Consider the following 15,466-nt stretch of genomic DNA (forward strand, 5'->3'; position numbering starts at 1 on the left):
CGGAGGGTACGCGGGGTCGCGGACGGGGCGCTCGCTAGAGTCGCGCCATGGCTGACAACACCTTCGACACGGGCTCCGACCACGTGCGCCTCGACGTCGCCGACGGCGTGGCCGTCCTGCGCGTCGACCGGCCCAAGATGAACCCCCTGAACACCGAGATCCAGCTGGCGATCGGTCACGCGGCCCGCTGGGCCGCACAGGCCGAGGACGTGGCGGCCGTGGTCGTCACAGGAGGCCAGAAGGTCTTCGCCGCCGGGGCGGACATCAAGGAGATGATCGACTACGGCTCCGGCGACATGATGAAGCTCGGGCGCGAGATCCACGCGGCGTTCGACGACCTCGCGCGGTTGCCGAAGCCGGTGGTCGCGGCGATCAACGGGTATGCGCTGGGCGGCGGCTTCGAGCTCGCGATGTGCGCGGACTGGCGCATCTGCGCCGACGACGCCAAGGTCGGCCAGCCCGAGGTCACGCTCGGCGTGGTGCCTGGCTTGGGCGGCTCGCAGCGCCTGACGCGGCTGGTGGGCCCGTCGCGGGCCAAGGAAATCCTGTTCACCGGTCGCCTGGTCGAGGCCGACGAGGCGTACCGCATCGGCATGGTCGACCAGGTCGTCCCGGCCGACCAGGTGCAGGACGCGGCGCTGGCCTGGGCGAAGCAGTTCGTGGGCGGCCCGGCGCGGGCGATCGCCGCGTGCAAGGAGCTCGTCGACACCGGCCTGGACGGCGACCTGGCCTCGGGACTGGCGCTGGAGCGGGTCCACTTCGCGGCGCTGTTCGACTCCGAGGACAAGGACCGCGGCATGCGCGCGTTCGCGGCGAAGGAGAAGCCGACGTTCACGGGCCGCTGAGCGCGTAGGCTGACCGCGATGGACGCGGTCAGTTACCCGTGAGTAATATTGGCGTGATCCCGCGCAGGCGGGCCACGCAGCAGACCGGCGTACGCCGTGCGCCCTTTCAGAGTGGAGAGAGATGAAGATCGTAGCCCTGGTCAAGCACGTCCCCGATGCCACGGGTGACCGCGGCTTCAGCGACGACGGCACCGTCGACCGCGAGGCCGCCGACGGCATCTTGTCGGAGCTCGACGAATATGCGGTGGAGCAGGCCATGCAGGTCGCCGAGGCCGGCAGCGACGTCGAGGTGGTGGCCCTGACCATGGGCCCCGACGACGCGGCGGGCGCGCTGAAGAAGGCGCTGCAGATGGGCGCCTCGTCGGCGGTCCACCTCAACGACGACGCGATCGCCGGGTCCGACTCGCTCGCCACCTCGAAGGTGCTGGCCGCGGCGATCTCGAAGATCGGGCCCGACCTGGTCGTCTGCGGCATGGCCTCGACCGACGGCGCCATGGGCGTCGTCCCGGCCATGCTGGCCGAGCGGCTGGGCTGGCCGGGCGTCACGTTCGGCGTGGACCTCAAGGTGACGGACGGTTCGGTGTCGATCCGCCGCGACGGCGACGTCGCGTCGCAGACGATCGAGGCGTCGCTGCCGGCCATCGTGTCGGTCACCGACCAGTCGGGCGAGGCGCGCTATCCGACCATGAAGGGCATCGTCGCGGCCAAGAAGAAGCCGGTCGAGACCTGGACGCTGGCCGATCTGGGCGTCGACGCGGGCGAGGTGGGCCTCGGGGCCGCCGCCACGAAGGTGGTCGACACCACGCCGCGCCCGCCCAAGGAGGCCGGCAAGGTCGTCACCGACGAGGACGGCTCGGGCTCCTCGGCGCTCGTCGACTTCCTCACAGCCGGCAAGTACATCTGAGCGATCTCAGGCAGACAAGGAGAAACGGACATGTCGAACGTTGTTGTCGTCGCCGAGGTCGTTGACGGCCAGGTGACCAAGCCGACCCTCGAGGTCATGACGCTGGCCCGCCGCATCGGCGACCCGATGGCTGTGGTCTTCGGGCCGGCCGGCGAGGCGGGAGTCGAACTCGGCGAATATGGCGCCGCCATGGTGATCGAGCTGCAGGACCCGGCCTTCGAGGAGTTCCTCGTCGCGCCGAAGGCCGAGGCGGTCGCCCAGGTCGCGCAGGCCCTCGAGGCCGGGGCGGTGCTGTTCAGCTCGAACCTCGAGTCGAAGGAGGTGGCCGCGCGCGTGGCCGTCAAGCTCGACTCGGGCCTGATCACCGACGCCGTGGACATCACGGCCGAGGGCGGGACCGTCCAGTCGGTGTTCGCCGGCAACTGGACCGTGGGCGCCCAGGTGACCCGCGGCATCCCCGTGGTCACGGTGAAGCCGAACTCGTGCGCCCCGGAGAAGGCCCCCGCCGGCGGCCAGGTGCAGCCGGTGGAGGTCGAGATCAGCGACGCCGCCAAGGGCGCGCGCATCGCGGAGTCGAAGGAGAAGCAGGCCTCGGGTCGCCCCGAGCTGACCGAAGCCGCGATCGTGGTGTCGGGCGGCCGCGGCACGGGCGGCGACTTCGCGCCGGTCGAGGCCCTGGCCGACGCGCTGGGGGCCGCCGTCGGTGCCTCGCGCGCCGCGGTCGACTCGGGCTGGTATCCGCACAGCTATCAGGTGGGCCAGACCGGCAAGACGGTCTCGCCGCAGCTCTACATCGCGGCCGGCATTTCGGGCGCGATCCAGCACCGCGCCGGCATGCAGACCTCGAAGGCCATCGTCGCGGTCAACAAAGACGACGAGGCGCCGATCTTCGAGCTGGTCGACCTCGGTGTCGTGGGCGACCTGCACACGGTGCTGCCGGCGGTGACGGAGAAGCTGAAGGGCTGAGGGGGCTGTTGCAGTTTGTGTGAAGTGTCCTCAGTTGTGTGAAAAGTGCACACCTGTGCGCGACACGCTGGGCGTTCCTCTCGAGGGCCCGCGTGTTCGGCGCAGGTGTGCACTTTTCGCGTTCGGCGCCCCCTGGCTGGCCTAGGTTGGGGGCCATGCGGATCACCACCCTCGACCAGCTGCGCGAGCACTATCCGAACGAGCCGTCGCCGGTGTCACTGGCCAAGGAGACCGACCATGTCACCCCGCTGTACGCGGATCTGATCGCCGCGTCGCCGTTCTGCGTCGTGTCGACCGTCGGCGACCGCGGCATCAACTGCTCGCCGCGCGGCGACGGCCCGGGGTTCGTCCGCGTACGCGATCCCCGGACGCTCGAGCTCGCCGATCGGCGCGGCAACAACCGCCTCGACGGGCTGCGCGACCTCATCGCCGACCCGCGGATCGGGTTGATCTTCCTGGTCCCAGACGTGGGGGAGTGCGTCCGCGTACGCGGGACCGCGCAGATCCGGGTCGAAGACGACCTGCTGGAATCCCATGCGGTGAAGGGAAAGGCGCCGGCATCGGTGTTGGTCATCGACGTCGAGAAGGTGTTCTTCCAGTGCTCGCGGGCGATCCTCCGGTCGAAGCTGTGGGACCCGGACTCGCGGGTGGATCGGGGGAGCCTGCCGACGCCCGGGATGCTCGCTGAGGAGCAGGGTGGCTTCACCGCGGACGAGAGGTCGGCGTACGACGCCGGGCTGGCGGAGCGCCAGGCGCAGACGCTGTATTGATCCGGCGGCGGGAACATCGGCGACGCCGGGCGGCTCGGAGCGGACATGACGACGGTGACGCGTGAGACGACGACACGGGCCGACGGGCGGGGCGCGAGAGCGACCCGCCGCCTTCCGGTGGTGGGTCTGGTGGTCACCGTGGCGTCTGGGGTGCTGGTGAACGGGCTGGCTGTGGCCATGCTTGTGGTGAGCGGAGTCGGCTATCCGCTGGAGACCGGCCTGGACCTGTTGGGCATACTGGTCGTGCTCTCGTCGGTGGTGGGGTGGTCGGTTGCGGGCAACGGGGCGGCTCGTGGCCGTGGGTTGGCCAGTCTGGTGGTGCTGCACCTGGCGCTGGCCGTCACGGCGTTCGCCGTGCTCATGGTGGCGCACTCGGCGCTGGCCGGATGGATCCAGTTGGGCGACACCATCCAGGTCACACTGAGGGCCATCGTCCTCACCGGTGGCATCACGGCGCTGGGCGCGTGCCTCGGCGTCCTGACCCGCCGGACGTGGATCGCGCCTGCGATCGGGATCGGCTGGGTCGCCAGCGCCGTGGTCCGCCTCCACCTCGATGCGACGATGGAGTTGAGGTGGTGGAACACCTTCGCCCCGGAATTGTTGCTCAGCCAGGTGGTGTACACCGAGGGGCGGGGCTACGACCAAGGCCATACTCCCCAACCCGACCACGTCGAGGCGAACCTCGTCGCGCTGTGCTGGGTCGCCCTGATCGCCCTCGTCGTGGGGACGGTGCAGACGATCCTCGCCCGGCGGCGGTCGGCTACCGTGAACGGGTGACCGACCGCGCGTACCTCGACCACGCTGCCAGTGCGCCCATGGTGCCGGAGGCGATCGAGGCGATGACCGCGGTTCTCGGACGCGGGGGCAACGCGTCGTCGCTGCACACGTCGGGTCGGCGGGCGCGGGCGGTGCTGGAGGACGCGCGCGAGTCGCTGGCGGCCGACCTGGACTGCGACCCGGCTGAGGTGGTGTTCACCTCGGGCGGGACGGAGGCCGACAACCTCGCGATCCAAGGGGCCTGGTTGGCCCGCCCGCAGGGGCGCGTGGCGCTGCGTGACCGGCTGGTCTGCTCTGCGGTCGAACACCCAGCGGTCGCGGAAACCGTGGCGGCGTTGGGAATGCGCGGGGCCGATGCGCGGGTTGTCCGCGTCGACGGCGATGGTGTCGTCGACCTCGACGACCTGCGCGACGCCCTCGAAGTCGGCACCATGATCGTCTCGGTGATGGCGGTGAACAACGAGACCGGTACGCGGCAGCCGATCGCCGAGATCGCCCGCCTGGCCAGGGAATCCGGGGCGTGGTGCCATGCGGACGCGGTGCAGGCGCTCGGCCACGTGCCGCTGTCGTTCCGCGACTCCGGGCTCGACCTGATGTCGGTGTCGGCCCACAAGGTCGGGGGCCCGATCGGCATCGGCGCACTGGTCGCGCCCCGCGGGATTCCCCTGCGGGCGTACGGATTCGGCGGTGGACAGGAGCGCGACCTGCGCTCGGGAACGTCCGCGCCGGCGCTGGCGGCGGGGTTCGCGGCGGCCGTGCGACGGACGGTGGGCTCGCTGGAGAAGGAATCTGCCCGGATGGGCGGGCTGCGCGCGCGGATCGTGTCAGCTGTGGAGGCGATCGACGACACGATCGTCAACGGGGGTAGGGATTGCAGCCCTGCGATCGTCAACGCGTCGTTCGCGGGGACGCGGGCGGACGACGTGCTGATGCTGCTCGACGGCCAAGGCATCGACTGCTCGACGGGATCGGCGTGCACCGCGGGTGTCCACCAGCCCAGCGAGGTGCTGCTGGCGATGGGGCGCACCGAGGAGCAGGCCCGCCAGTCGGTGCGGTTCTCGCTGGGCTGGTCGACGGCGGACGCCGACGTCGACCGGCTCGTGGCGGCGCTCCCGCGGGCGGTGGAGCGGGCACGGACGGCGTACTGACGGGCTGGTCCGAGCGCCTAGACTGGGCGACTGCCGACCTGCGGTGCTCTGAAGGAGGTGACCCATGCGCATACTCGCTGCGATGTCCGGCGGCGTCGACTCCGCCGTCGCCGCTGCCCGCATGGTCGACGCCGGACATGACGTCACCGGCGTCCACCTCGCCCTGTCGAAGAACCCCCAGTCGTTCCGCTCCGGCGCGCGCGGGTGTTGCTCGAAGGAGGACGCCCACGACGCACGCCGCGCGGCCGACCGACTCGGCATTCCTTTCTATGTCTGGGATCTGAGCGATCGTTTCGTCGAGGACGTGATCGACGACTTCGTCGCGGAATATGCGGCGGGGCGGACGCCGAACCCCTGCCTGCGGTGCAACGAGAAGATCAAGTTCGCCGCGGTCCTCGAGCGCGGCATGGCGCTGGGCTTCGACCTGGTCGCGACGGGTCACTATGCGCAGCTGACCACGGCTCCCGACGGCACCGTCGAGCTGCGCCGCGCGGTCGACCCGGCCAAGGACCAGTCGTATGTGCTCGGCGTGCTCGACCAGGAGCAGTTGCGCCACAGCGCCTTCCCCCTGGGTGACACGGTGAAGACCGACGTGCGGGCGGAGGCCGAGCGCCGCGGCCTGACCGTCGCCGCGAAGCCCGACAGCCACGACATCTGCTTCATCCCCGACGGTGACACCGCCGGGTTCCTCGACCGGCGCCTGGGGCGGCGCAGCGGTGCGATCGTGGACGAGGACGGGACGCCGCTCGGCGAGCACGACGGCACCCATCGCTTCACCATCGGCCAGCGCCGCGGCCTGCGCCTCGGGACTCCCGCGAATGACGGGCGCCCGCGCTTCGTCCTGGGGCTCGAGCCGGTCTCCAACACCGTGACGGTCGGTCCGAAGGAATCCCTGCAGGTGCAGGAGATCCGCGGCATCCGCCCCACGTGGGCAGGGGCTCCCGTAGACGGGGAGTGGGCCGCGTACGCGCAGGTCCGTGCGCACGGCGCGCCGATGGCGGCGACGGTGACGACCACCGCGGACGGTGTGGAGGTGCGGCTCGCCGAGCCCGCCACCGGCATCGCGCCGGGCCAAGCAGTCGTCCTCTATGACGGCGACCGTGTCGTCGGCTCGGCGACGATCGCGGCCACGACGACGGCCGAGGCCCGGGCGTGAGCGGGGTCCGCGTCACCGGACTGGGATCGATGCCCGGCACCGACTTCGCGGCGACGCAGCGCATGGTGCTCGGCGAGGGACTCGACCTGCCCTGGCTCGTGGAGCTGCCCGACCGCGGCGTCGGCTCCCAGATGGTCGGCCGCACCGGCGCGCTGCTGGATGGGGTCGCCCTCGACCTCCAGCCCGCCGGCTGGCGCCTGACCGAAAACGCCGGCGCCGACGCGCGCCGCGCGCAGACCGACTGGCGGCGCGACCTCGACGTGCTCGAGGAGCTCGCGCAGGGGTACGCCGGCCCCCTCAAACTGGCTGTCACCGGCCCGTGGACGATGGCCGCGATGGTCGAGAAGCCGCGCGGCGACAAGGTGGTCAGCGACCACGGCGCGCGCCGTGACCTGGCCGGTGCACTGGCGCATGGCGTGGCCGGCGTGGTGGCGGAACTCGGCCGCCGCCTCCCCGAGGTCGAGGTGGTCCTCCAGGTCGACGAGCCGCTGCTGCCGCGCGTACTGGCGGGCCAGGTGGCGACCGCGAGCGGGTTCTCGCGGCATCGCCGCGTCCACGCGCCCGAGGCGAGCGAGGCGCTCGGCCAGGCCGTCGCGGAGGCCGGCGTACGCGCGGCCCTGCACTGCTGCGCGCCCGGTCTGGACGTGGACCTCGCGTACGGGGCGGGGTTCGCGGCCGTGAGCCTCGACCAGCGCCACATCGACGCGCGGACGTGGGACCGGCTGGCCGCAGCGCTCGACGCCGGCCGCGAGGTCTGGCTCGGCTGCGCGCCGACCCACCAGCCCGACGCCGTGCCGCGGCCCGACCGGCTGGCCGAGCGCGCGCTGGCGGGCGTACGCCCCCTCGAGGTGGCGGCGACCGCCGACCACCTGTGGCTGACGCCGGCGTGCGGGCTGGCGGGGTGGAGCCCGCGGGGCGCGTTGGCGCTGCTGCGCGCGCTACGGGAGGCGGCGGGGTTGGTTACGGAGGGTCTGGAGCGGTAGCACGACCGAGCGTGGAGACGCGTGTCAGTCGCCCTCGCTAGATTTGCCCCGTGACCGAACTTCCCGATGACCTGGTCCTCGCCGACGAGGGATCCGCGCCGACCGAGGCCGCGCGCGAGCGCCACGCCGAGCTGAGCCGCGTGCTGGACGAGGCGCGGTGGCGCTATCACGTGCTGGACGCGCCGACGATGTCCGACAGCGAGTTCGACGGCCACATGCGCGAACTGAACGCGCTGGAGGACGAATTCCCGGGGCTGCGTACGCCGGACTCGCCGACCCAGCAGGTCGGCGGGCCGCCGTCGGCGACGTTCGCCGCGGTGACCCACCTCGAGCCGATGCAGTCGCTCGACAACGCGTTCTCCCACGACGAGCTGCTCAAATGGGGCGACCGGGTGCTCAAGGATGCGCCGGACGACCTCGGCGGATTCCTGTGTGAGTTGAAGATCGACGGACTCGCCACCGACCTGGTCTATGAGAAGGGGCGCCTGGTGCGGGCGGCCACGCGTGGTGACGGTCGCGTGGGGGAGGACGTCACAGCGAACATCCGCACGATCCGGGCGATCCCGAACGAGCTGACGGGCGACGACGTGCCCGACCTGCTCGAGGTGCGCGGCGAGGTGTTCCTGAGCCTCGAGGCGTTCCGCCAGCTGAACGCGTCGCTGGTGGAGCAGGGGAAGGCGCCGTTCGCGAACCCCCGCAACAGCGCCGCGGGATCGCTGCGCCAGAAGGACCCGCGCGTCACGGCGAGCCGCGCGCTGGCGTTCATCGCGCATGGCATCGGCGCGGCCAAGGGGGTGGAGTTCGCCCGATTGAGTGAGGCGTACGCGGTGTTGCGCGAGTTCGGAATTCCGACGACGGCCCACGCGCGGGTCGTCGACGACCTGGCCGGGGTGTGGGCGTTCGTCGAGGAGGTCGCGGGACGGCGCCACGACTTCGAGCACGAGATCGACGGCGTCGTGGTGAAGGTCGACCGGCGCGAGGCCCAGCGGCGGCTTGGGTCGACGAGCCGGGCGCCGCGGTGGGCGATCGCGTACAAATATCCGCCGGAAGAGGTGACCACGAAGCTGCTCGACATCCGGGTGAACGTGGGACGCACGGGGCGCGTGACGCCGTACGCGGTGATGGAGCCCGTGCTGGTGGCCGGCTCGACGGTCGCGATGGCGACGCTGCACAACGCCTTCGAGGTGGAGCGCAAGGGCGTGCTGATCGGCGACACAGTTGTGCTGCGCAAGGCGGGCGACGTGATCCCCGAGGTGCTGGGGCCGGTCGTCGACCTGCGCGACGGGGGCGAGACCGCGTTCGTGATGCCGACGCGGTGCCCGGCGTGCGAGACGGCGCTGGCGCCCACCAAGGAGGGCGAGAAGGACATCCGCTGCCCGAACCAGCGCTCGTGCCCGGCCCAGCTGCGCGAGCGGTTGTTCCACCTGGCCTCGCGGCAGGCGCTCGACATCGAGGTCCTGGGCTGGCAGGCGGCCGACGCCATGCTGGCGGCGGGGCTGCTCACCGACGAGGGCGACCTGTTCGACCTGACGGCCGATGACCTGATTCGCGCCGAGTTCTTCACGCGGGCGGCGAAGAAGACCGAGATCGCCGACGGGGCAGGGCCCCGGGTGTTGAACGCGAACGGGCAGAAGCTGCTGGCGAACCTCGACGAGGCGAAGACGCGGCCGTTCTCGAAGTTCCTGGTGGCGCTGTCGATCCGCCACATCGGCAAGGGGGTCGCGCCCGACGTGGCCGCGGCGTTCCCGAACATCGACGCGCTCGAGTCGGCGACGTTCGAGGAGCTGTCGGCGGTGGACGGCATCGGGCCGACGATCGCGACGGCGATCCGCGAATGGTTCGACACCGACTGGCGCCGGGCGATCGTGGAGAAGTGGCGCGCGGCGGGGTGTGTGCTGGCGGACGAACCGGGGGAGGTCCGGGCCGAGGTCGCCCAGAACCTCGCCGGGCTGTCGATCGTGGTGACGGGGTCGATCGAGGGCTACACGCGCGACGGCATCGCCGAGGCGATCGTGGAGCGCGGCGGGAAATCGGCGAGCTCGGTGTCGAAGAAGACCGACTTCGTGGTGGTGGGCGACTCGCCGGGCTCGAAATATGACAAGGCGGTCAAGCTCGAGGTGCCGATCCTGGATGGTGAGGGATTCGCGGTGTTGCTCGAGCAGGGACCGGAGGCCGCCCGGCCGTTGGCGCGGGTGGGGGAGGCCTGAGGGTCGCATTCCCCATTCACGCGACTCGCCCCATCACCCGCTCGCCCCCATCACCCAACTTGTGCACACGGATGCGCAGGTTGGGTCGGTCGCCCGGCGTGTCGCCCCAACCTGCGCACACACCCCCGCTGGCCGTCCCCCCACTAAGGTGGAACGGTGAGCACCGGGCCAGAGGAACACGAGGTCGAGACCACGCAGCGGCCGCGCCGCGCGGCGGCTGGGCGGGGTCCCGCCCCGGACGTCCCCGACCAGCGGGGCCAGGCGTACAGGGCCGGTGAACCGCAGGGTCAGGCGTACGCGGGTGGCCAGGGGCACACCCACGAGCCGACCCAGGCGCACACCCCAAAGCCGGCGACCCAGGCGTACGCCGGCCCCCAGCCGGCCGACCAGGCGTACGCGGCGCCGGACTCCGGCCAACGGGCGGAGGTGGAGCCTGCGGCCACACCCGCGGAGGCGAAGCCCATGAGGAAGGGGCGCGCGCCCAGGAGGCCGCGTACGCCGTCGCGTTTCAGCTCGAACCTTGATCTCAACGCCGATGTCCCCACGCGCGCCCAGCCGGCGATCGGCGACTGGGGCCCGAACGGGCTGCCGACCACCCGCGAGAAGCGCCGCCAGCGCTGGGTCGTGCCCGTCGCGCTCGCGCTCATCACCATCGTGGTGATCGTGGCGTGGCGCTATTTCGCGGCGATGCTGGGCTGACCCCGTCGCGGCCGAGGGGTTTCGGCGCACGGGAGTCGGCGTACGCCTCGTCGCGTGTGCACGAGTTGCGTCGACACGCCGGAGCCCGAACCCAACTTCCGCACCCGTGTGCACAAGTTGCGTGGGAGGAGGAACGACGACCTGCGTGGCGGCCGCAGGCCTCAGACCACCGGCACCAGCGTCGCCAGATAGCGCAGCCGTGCGACCTCGGCCGCCAGGAACGCCGGGCCGCCGTGGCGGCCCAGCAGCAGCGCGCGGTTGCCGCGCACCGGCGTCACCGCAAGCGTCGTCTCGACCCATTCCGGCACCCAGCCCTTGTCGAGCTCGAGCGTGCGCGTGAAGTCGAACGGGCCCAGGTCGGCCAACACCTCCGACGTCAGGTCGGGCGCCATCGGCGTCGCGTGGATCACCGATCGGTTGACCTTGTTCACCAGCACCGACCAGTGGGAGTGGAACATGCCGGGCGCCGACTGGCAGAGGACCTCGGCCGCGTGGGCGGGTTCGGCCAGCATGCGCTCCAGGACCTCGACGTCGAGCTCGAGACCGGTCCCGGCGGGATAGCGCGCGCACCACAGCACCGACACGCCCTCGAGCTGGGTGCAGGCGCTGACGGCGTTGTCGGGCATCACCGATTCCGGCAGCGACACCATGAAGTCGTCGACGACGCGTCCGTCCTCATGACGTCCCACGATCTCGACGGCCTGGATGTCCGCGCCGACGGTGCCCATGGCGGACGCGACCGCCCCCAGGGTGCCGGGGCGGTCGGGCAGGGCCACTCTGATCAGGAACACCCCGCCATCTTTGCGCACGCCTCGGGCCATTCCCAATCGAAATCGTGTCGGTGAGAGCGCCTAGGATGGGGGAGCCCCGGGGAGTCCTGGGCGAAGACCGACCAGGAGTGACCTGTGGCGCTGAGCGTGTCCGACGTGGCCCGGCTGGGAAAGCTGGCCCGCATCGACCTGTCCGATGAGGAGCTGGGGCGGCTCGCCCCCCAGCTCGACGTGATCCTCGAGTCCGTGGCCCGGGTGAACAGCCTCGACACCGCCGACGTGCCGCCGACCTCACACGCGCTGCCGCTCACCAACGTGTTCCGCGACGACGTCGTCCACCAGTCGTTGTCCGTCGAGGACGCGCTCGACCAGGCGCCCGCCGCCGAGGACGACCGCTTCCGCGTGCCGCGAATCCTGGGGGAGTCCGTATGAGCGACGCGACCCAGAACGCCCGGAGCAACCAGAACACCGAGAACGCCATCCTCCGCGCCCCCGCCAGCGAGATCGCCATGGCCATCGCCAACGGCCGCTGGACCGCCGAGCAGGTCACCCGGGCCCACCTCGACCAGATCGCCGCCGTCGACGGCGCGGTCCACGCGTTCCTCCACGTCGACGCCGACCGCGCCCTCGAGGCCGCCCGCCGCGTCGACGCCAAGCGCGCCGCCGGCGAGACCCTCGGCCCGCTGGCCGGCGTCCCCCTCGCGCTCAAAGACGTGCTCACCATGCGCGGCGCGCCCACGACCGCCGGCTCGAGAATGCTCGAGGGGTGGCACCCGCCCTACGACGCGACGGTGACCCAGCGCCTCCTCGACGCCGACCTCGTCATCCTCGGCAAGACCAACATGGACGAGTTCGCCATGGGCAGCTCGACCGAGAACTCGGCGTACGGCCCGACTAAGAACCCATGGGACCTCGCCCGCATCCCCGGTGGCTCGGGCGGCGGCTCGGCCGCAGCCCTGGCCGCCTTCGAGGCCCCCCTTGCAATCGGCACCGACACCGGCGGCTCCATCCGCCAGCCCGCGTCGTTCACCGGCACCGTCGGCGTGAAGCCGACCTACGGCGGCACGTCGCGCTACGGCCTCGTCGCCCTCGCCTCGTCGCTCGACCAGCCCGGCCCCTGCGCCCGGAACGTTCTCGACGCGGCCCTGCTCCACGAGGTCATCGCCGGCCACGACCCGCTCGACTCGACGTCGATCGACCGCCCCGTGCCGCCCGTCGTCGAGGCCGCCCGCTCCGGCGACGTCCGCGGCCTGCGCATCGGCGTGGTCAAGGAGCTCGGCGGAGAGGGCTACGCGCCCGATGTCGAGCGCCGCTTCGCCGAGACCGTCGATCTCCTGACCGAGCTCGGCGCCGAGGTCGTCGAGGTCTCCTGCCCCCACTTCGAGTACGCCCTGGCGGCCTACTACCTGATCCTGCCCGCCGAGTGCTCGTCCAACCTCGCCCGCATGGACGCGATGCGCTTCGGCCTGCGCGTCGGCGACGACGGCGCGCGGTCGACCGAGGAGGTCATGGCGATGACCCGCGGCGAGGGCTTCGGTGACGAGGTCAAGCGGCGCATCATCATCGGCACGTACGCGCTGTCGTCCGGCTACTACGACGCCTACTACGGTTCGGCCCAGAAGGTGCGCACGCTGATCATGCGCGACTTCGACGCCGCGTTCGAGGCCGCCGACGTCCTGGTCTCGCCCACGACCCCGACCACGGCGTTCCCGCTGGGCGAGCGCGTCGGCGACCCGCTCGCGATGTACAAGAACGACCTGTGCACCATCCCGTCGAATCTCGCCGGCAACGCGTCGGCGTCGTTCCCGGTCGGGCTGTCGGAGACCGACGGCCAGCCGATCGGCTTCCACGTGATGGCGCCCCCGATGGCCGACGACCGGCTCTACCGCGTCGGTGCGGCGCTGGAGCGCGCGTACGCGGAGCGCTCCGGCGGAACCGTCCTCGACCGCATCCCCGACCTGGCCGGTTCGCTGGCCGCGAAGCAGGAGGTCGCCCGATGAGCGAGCCCGTCGTCGACTACGACCAGGCGCTGGCGACCTATGACCCCGTGATGGGGCTGGAGGTCCACGTCGAGCTGAACACCGCGTCCAAGATGTTCTGCGGCTGTTCCACCGCCTTCGGGGCCGCGCCGAACACCCAGACCTGTCCGGTCTGCCTCGGCCTGCCGGGCGCGATGCCCACCGTCAACGGGCGGGCCATCGAGTCGGCCATCCGCATCGGCCTCGCGCTCAACTGCGACATCGCCTCGTGGTGCCGCTTCGCCCGGAAGAACTACTTCTATCCGGACATGCCGAAGAACTACCAGATCAGCCAGTACGACGAGCCCATCGCGTACGACGGCCACGTCGACGTCGAGCTCGACGACGGGTCGACGTTCCGCGTCGAGATCGAGCGCGCCCACATGGAGGAGGACACCGGCAAGTCGACCCACGTCGGCGGTGCGACCGGCCGCATCCAGGGCGCGGACCACTCGCTGATGGACTTCAACCGCTGCGGCGTGCCGCTGATCGAGGTCGTCACGCGCCCCATCGAGGGAGCCGGCGTACGCGCCCCGGAGGTCGCGCGGGCCTATGTGAAGGCGCTGCGGGAGATCGTGAAGGCGCTGGGCGTCTCCGAGGCCCGCATGGAGCAGGGCAACCTGCGCTGCGACGCGAACCTGTCGCTGCGGCCGTCGCCGGACGCGCCCCTCGGCACGCGCACCGAGACCAAGAACGTCAACTCGTTGCGTTCGGTCGAGCGCGCGGTGCGTTATGAGATCACACGCCAGGCGGCCATCCTCGACGCGGGTGACCGCGTCCACCAGGAGACCCGCATGTGGCACGAGGACTCCGGCATCACGACGCCCGGCCGCTCGAAGGAGACCGCGGAGGACTATCGCTATTTCCCCGAGCCCGACCTCGTGCCGGTCGAGGCGACCCCCGAATGGGTCGAGCAGCTCCGCGCGACCCTGCCCGAGCCCCCGGCCGCGCGCCTGCGCCGGCTCGTGGGGGAGTGGGGCTTCTCGGAGTCCGACATGACCGCGGTCGTCAACGCCGACGCGCTCGACCTGCTCGAGGCGACGGTGGCCGCCGGGTGCACCCCCCAGGCCGCCCGCAAGTGGTGGCTGTCCGACCTGTCGCGTCGCGCCAACGAGGCCGGCGTCGAGTTGGGCGAGCTGTCCATCACGCCGGCCCAGGTCGCGGGGGTCCAGGCGCTGGTCGACGCCGGCACCGTGAACGACAAGCTGGCCCGCCAGGTCATCGACGGCGTCATCGCCGGCGAGGGCGAGCCGGCCGAGGTCGTGGAGAAGCGGGGGCTCGCGGTCGTGTCCGACGACGGCGCGCTCTCGGCCGCCGTCGACAAGGCCATCGCGGCCAATCCCGACGTGGCTGACAAGATCCGGGCCGGCAAGATGGCCGCCGCCGGTGCGCTGATCGGCGTGGTGATGAAGGAGATGCGGGGCCAGGCCGACGCCGGTCGCGTGCGCGAGCTGATCGTCGAGAAGCTCGGCTGAACCCGTGAGCGATCCGCGGGCCGCGAACGATCCCGAGGCCACCCGGCTGCGGCCGCGCACCACCGGTGCGCGGCCGGGCGCGGTGCCGCCCGACGCCTGGGAGAACCGGGCGGCGTGGGGGCGGCAGGCCCCCGAGGGACGGTCCGGGCTCCCCGAACATTCCCGCGTCGCCCCACCCGCGGGCGAGGGCCCCCAACGCAGCACGGCGCGCGAGCGACCCTTGGCCGAGGCTCCCCTGCCGGAGCAGGCGCCGGTCCCGCAGCGCGTCGGCATGTTGTTGGGCGCTGTCAGCGTGCTCGCCGCGCTTGCCCTGCTGGTCCCCGTCTGGCTGACCCCGGCGGAGACGGCGACCGGACGCGCCATCTCTGTGGCCCACGGTCCAGCCCCCCACCGGGCCGAGCGCGCGAAGCTGCCGGCGGCGGTGGGAGACGTGCGCCGCGATCCCGCAGGGGACTCGGCGGGCCTGCCTTTCGGCCAGGTCGACCGCGCGCTCTTCGTCGACCCCGGCGGACGCCCGGTGCGGGTGCTGACCCAGCGGATCGAGGTCGCGAGCCTCGAGGAATACGACCGCCGCACCGGAATGCAGTCGCGACGCTTCGGGCGGGTGTCCTGCGGGCAGCGCTACGACGCGCTCCAGTGCACGATGTTGCTCGACGGCGGCACGATCAGCGCGACCACGGTCGACCAGCGGTGGCAGGCCGAGGAGCTCGCGGGTTTCGTGCGCCAGGCGTACGCCCAGCTGCCCTGA

The 15,466-nt window shown here is 71.9% G+C and carries 15 protein-coding genes; 14 read left to right on the top strand and 1 reads right to left on the bottom strand.

The window, feature by feature from the left end:
* The first annotated feature begins 47 nt into the window (after window positions 1-47).
* From ACYVAG_RS07415 to ACYVAG_RS07460, 10 genes are all read left to right on the top strand, one after another.
* Window positions 48-845: an enoyl-CoA hydratase/isomerase family protein gene (locus ACYVAG_RS07415; protein WP_460768415.1), complete on the top strand. Its 798-nt coding sequence runs from the start codon at window positions 48-50 to the stop codon at window positions 843-845.
* Window positions 846-966: 121 nt separating this feature from the next.
* Window positions 967-1,749, top strand: a complete 783-nt coding sequence (locus ACYVAG_RS07420) for an electron transfer flavoprotein subunit beta/FixA family protein (protein ID WP_460768417.1) — start codon at window positions 967-969, stop codon at window positions 1,747-1,749.
* Window positions 1,750-1,779: 30 nt separating this feature from the next.
* Entirely contained in the window at window positions 1,780-2,715 is a 936-nt protein-coding gene (locus tag ACYVAG_RS07425; RefSeq protein WP_460768419.1) for an electron transfer flavoprotein subunit alpha/FixB family protein, read from the top strand.
* A gap of 155 nt (window positions 2,716-2,870) precedes the next feature.
* Entirely contained in the window at window positions 2,871-3,485 is a 615-nt protein-coding gene (locus ACYVAG_RS07430; RefSeq protein ID WP_460768421.1) for an MSMEG_1061 family FMN-dependent PPOX-type flavoprotein, read from the top strand.
* 45 nt (window positions 3,486-3,530) lie between these two features.
* Window positions 3,531-4,262: a hypothetical protein gene (locus tag ACYVAG_RS07435; RefSeq protein ID WP_460768423.1), complete on the top strand. Its 732-nt coding sequence runs from the start codon at window positions 3,531-3,533 to the stop codon at window positions 4,260-4,262.
* Window positions 4,259-5,410: a cysteine desulfurase family protein gene (locus tag ACYVAG_RS07440; protein ID WP_460768425.1), complete on the top strand. Its 1,152-nt coding sequence runs from the start codon at window positions 4,259-4,261 to the stop codon at window positions 5,408-5,410. Before ACYVAG_RS07435 ends, ACYVAG_RS07440 begins: the two co-directional genes overlap by 4 nt.
* Window positions 5,411-5,474: 64 nt before the next feature.
* Window positions 5,475-6,566: a tRNA 2-thiouridine(34) synthase MnmA gene (mnmA, locus tag ACYVAG_RS07445; RefSeq protein ID WP_460768427.1), complete on the top strand. Its 1,092-nt coding sequence runs from the start codon at window positions 5,475-5,477 to the stop codon at window positions 6,564-6,566.
* Complete coding sequence (locus tag ACYVAG_RS07450) at window positions 6,563-7,549, top strand: uroporphyrinogen decarboxylase/cobalamine-independent methonine synthase family protein (protein WP_460768429.1); 987 nt, start codon at window positions 6,563-6,565, stop codon at window positions 7,547-7,549. Before mnmA ends, ACYVAG_RS07450 begins: the two co-directional genes overlap by 4 nt.
* Before the next feature lie 50 nt (window positions 7,550-7,599).
* Complete coding sequence (gene ligA, locus ACYVAG_RS07455; protein ID WP_460768431.1) at window positions 7,600-9,756, top strand: NAD-dependent DNA ligase LigA; 2,157 nt, start codon at window positions 7,600-7,602, stop codon at window positions 9,754-9,756.
* A gap of 156 nt (window positions 9,757-9,912) precedes the next feature.
* Window positions 9,913-10,455, top strand: coding sequence for a hypothetical protein (locus ACYVAG_RS07460; protein WP_460768433.1), 543 nt, complete (start codon window positions 9,913-9,915; stop codon window positions 10,453-10,455).
* Between the two features lie 161 nt (window positions 10,456-10,616).
* Here ACYVAG_RS07460 and ACYVAG_RS07465 read toward each other — a convergent pair whose 3' ends face one another.
* Complete coding sequence (locus ACYVAG_RS07465) at window positions 10,617-11,246, bottom strand: ACT domain-containing protein (RefSeq protein ID WP_460768435.1); 630 nt, start codon at window positions 11,244-11,246, stop codon at window positions 10,617-10,619.
* Between the two features lie 114 nt (window positions 11,247-11,360).
* Here ACYVAG_RS07465 and gatC point away from each other — a divergent pair, with 114 nt between their 5' ends.
* The 4 genes from gatC to ACYVAG_RS07485 all read left to right on the top strand — a co-directional run bounded on the left by gatC (window position 11,361) and on the right by ACYVAG_RS07485 (window position 15,466).
* Window positions 11,361-11,657 carry an Asp-tRNA(Asn)/Glu-tRNA(Gln) amidotransferase subunit GatC gene (gene gatC, locus ACYVAG_RS07470; protein WP_460768436.1) on the top strand — a complete coding sequence of 99 codons (297 nt, stop codon included), beginning with the start codon at window positions 11,361-11,363 and terminating at the stop codon, window positions 11,655-11,657.
* A gap of 77 nt (window positions 11,658-11,734) precedes the next feature.
* The gene (gene gatA / locus ACYVAG_RS07475; protein ID WP_460768652.1) at window positions 11,735-13,225 is read left to right on the top strand and encodes an Asp-tRNA(Asn)/Glu-tRNA(Gln) amidotransferase subunit GatA; all 1,491 of its coding nucleotides are present in this window, start codon (window positions 11,735-11,737) and stop codon (window positions 13,223-13,225) included.
* Window positions 13,222-14,718 carry an Asp-tRNA(Asn)/Glu-tRNA(Gln) amidotransferase subunit GatB gene (gene gatB, locus ACYVAG_RS07480; RefSeq protein ID WP_460768438.1) on the top strand — a complete coding sequence of 499 codons (1,497 nt, stop codon included), beginning with the start codon at window positions 13,222-13,224 and terminating at the stop codon, window positions 14,716-14,718. Before gatA ends, gatB begins: the two co-directional genes overlap by 4 nt.
* Window positions 14,719-14,722: 4 nt before the next feature.
* Window positions 14,723-15,466, top strand: a complete 744-nt coding sequence (locus ACYVAG_RS07485; RefSeq protein WP_460768439.1) for a hypothetical protein — start codon at window positions 14,723-14,725, stop codon at window positions 15,464-15,466.

The sequence above is a fragment of the Mariniluteicoccus flavus genome (genome assembly GCF_054776655.1).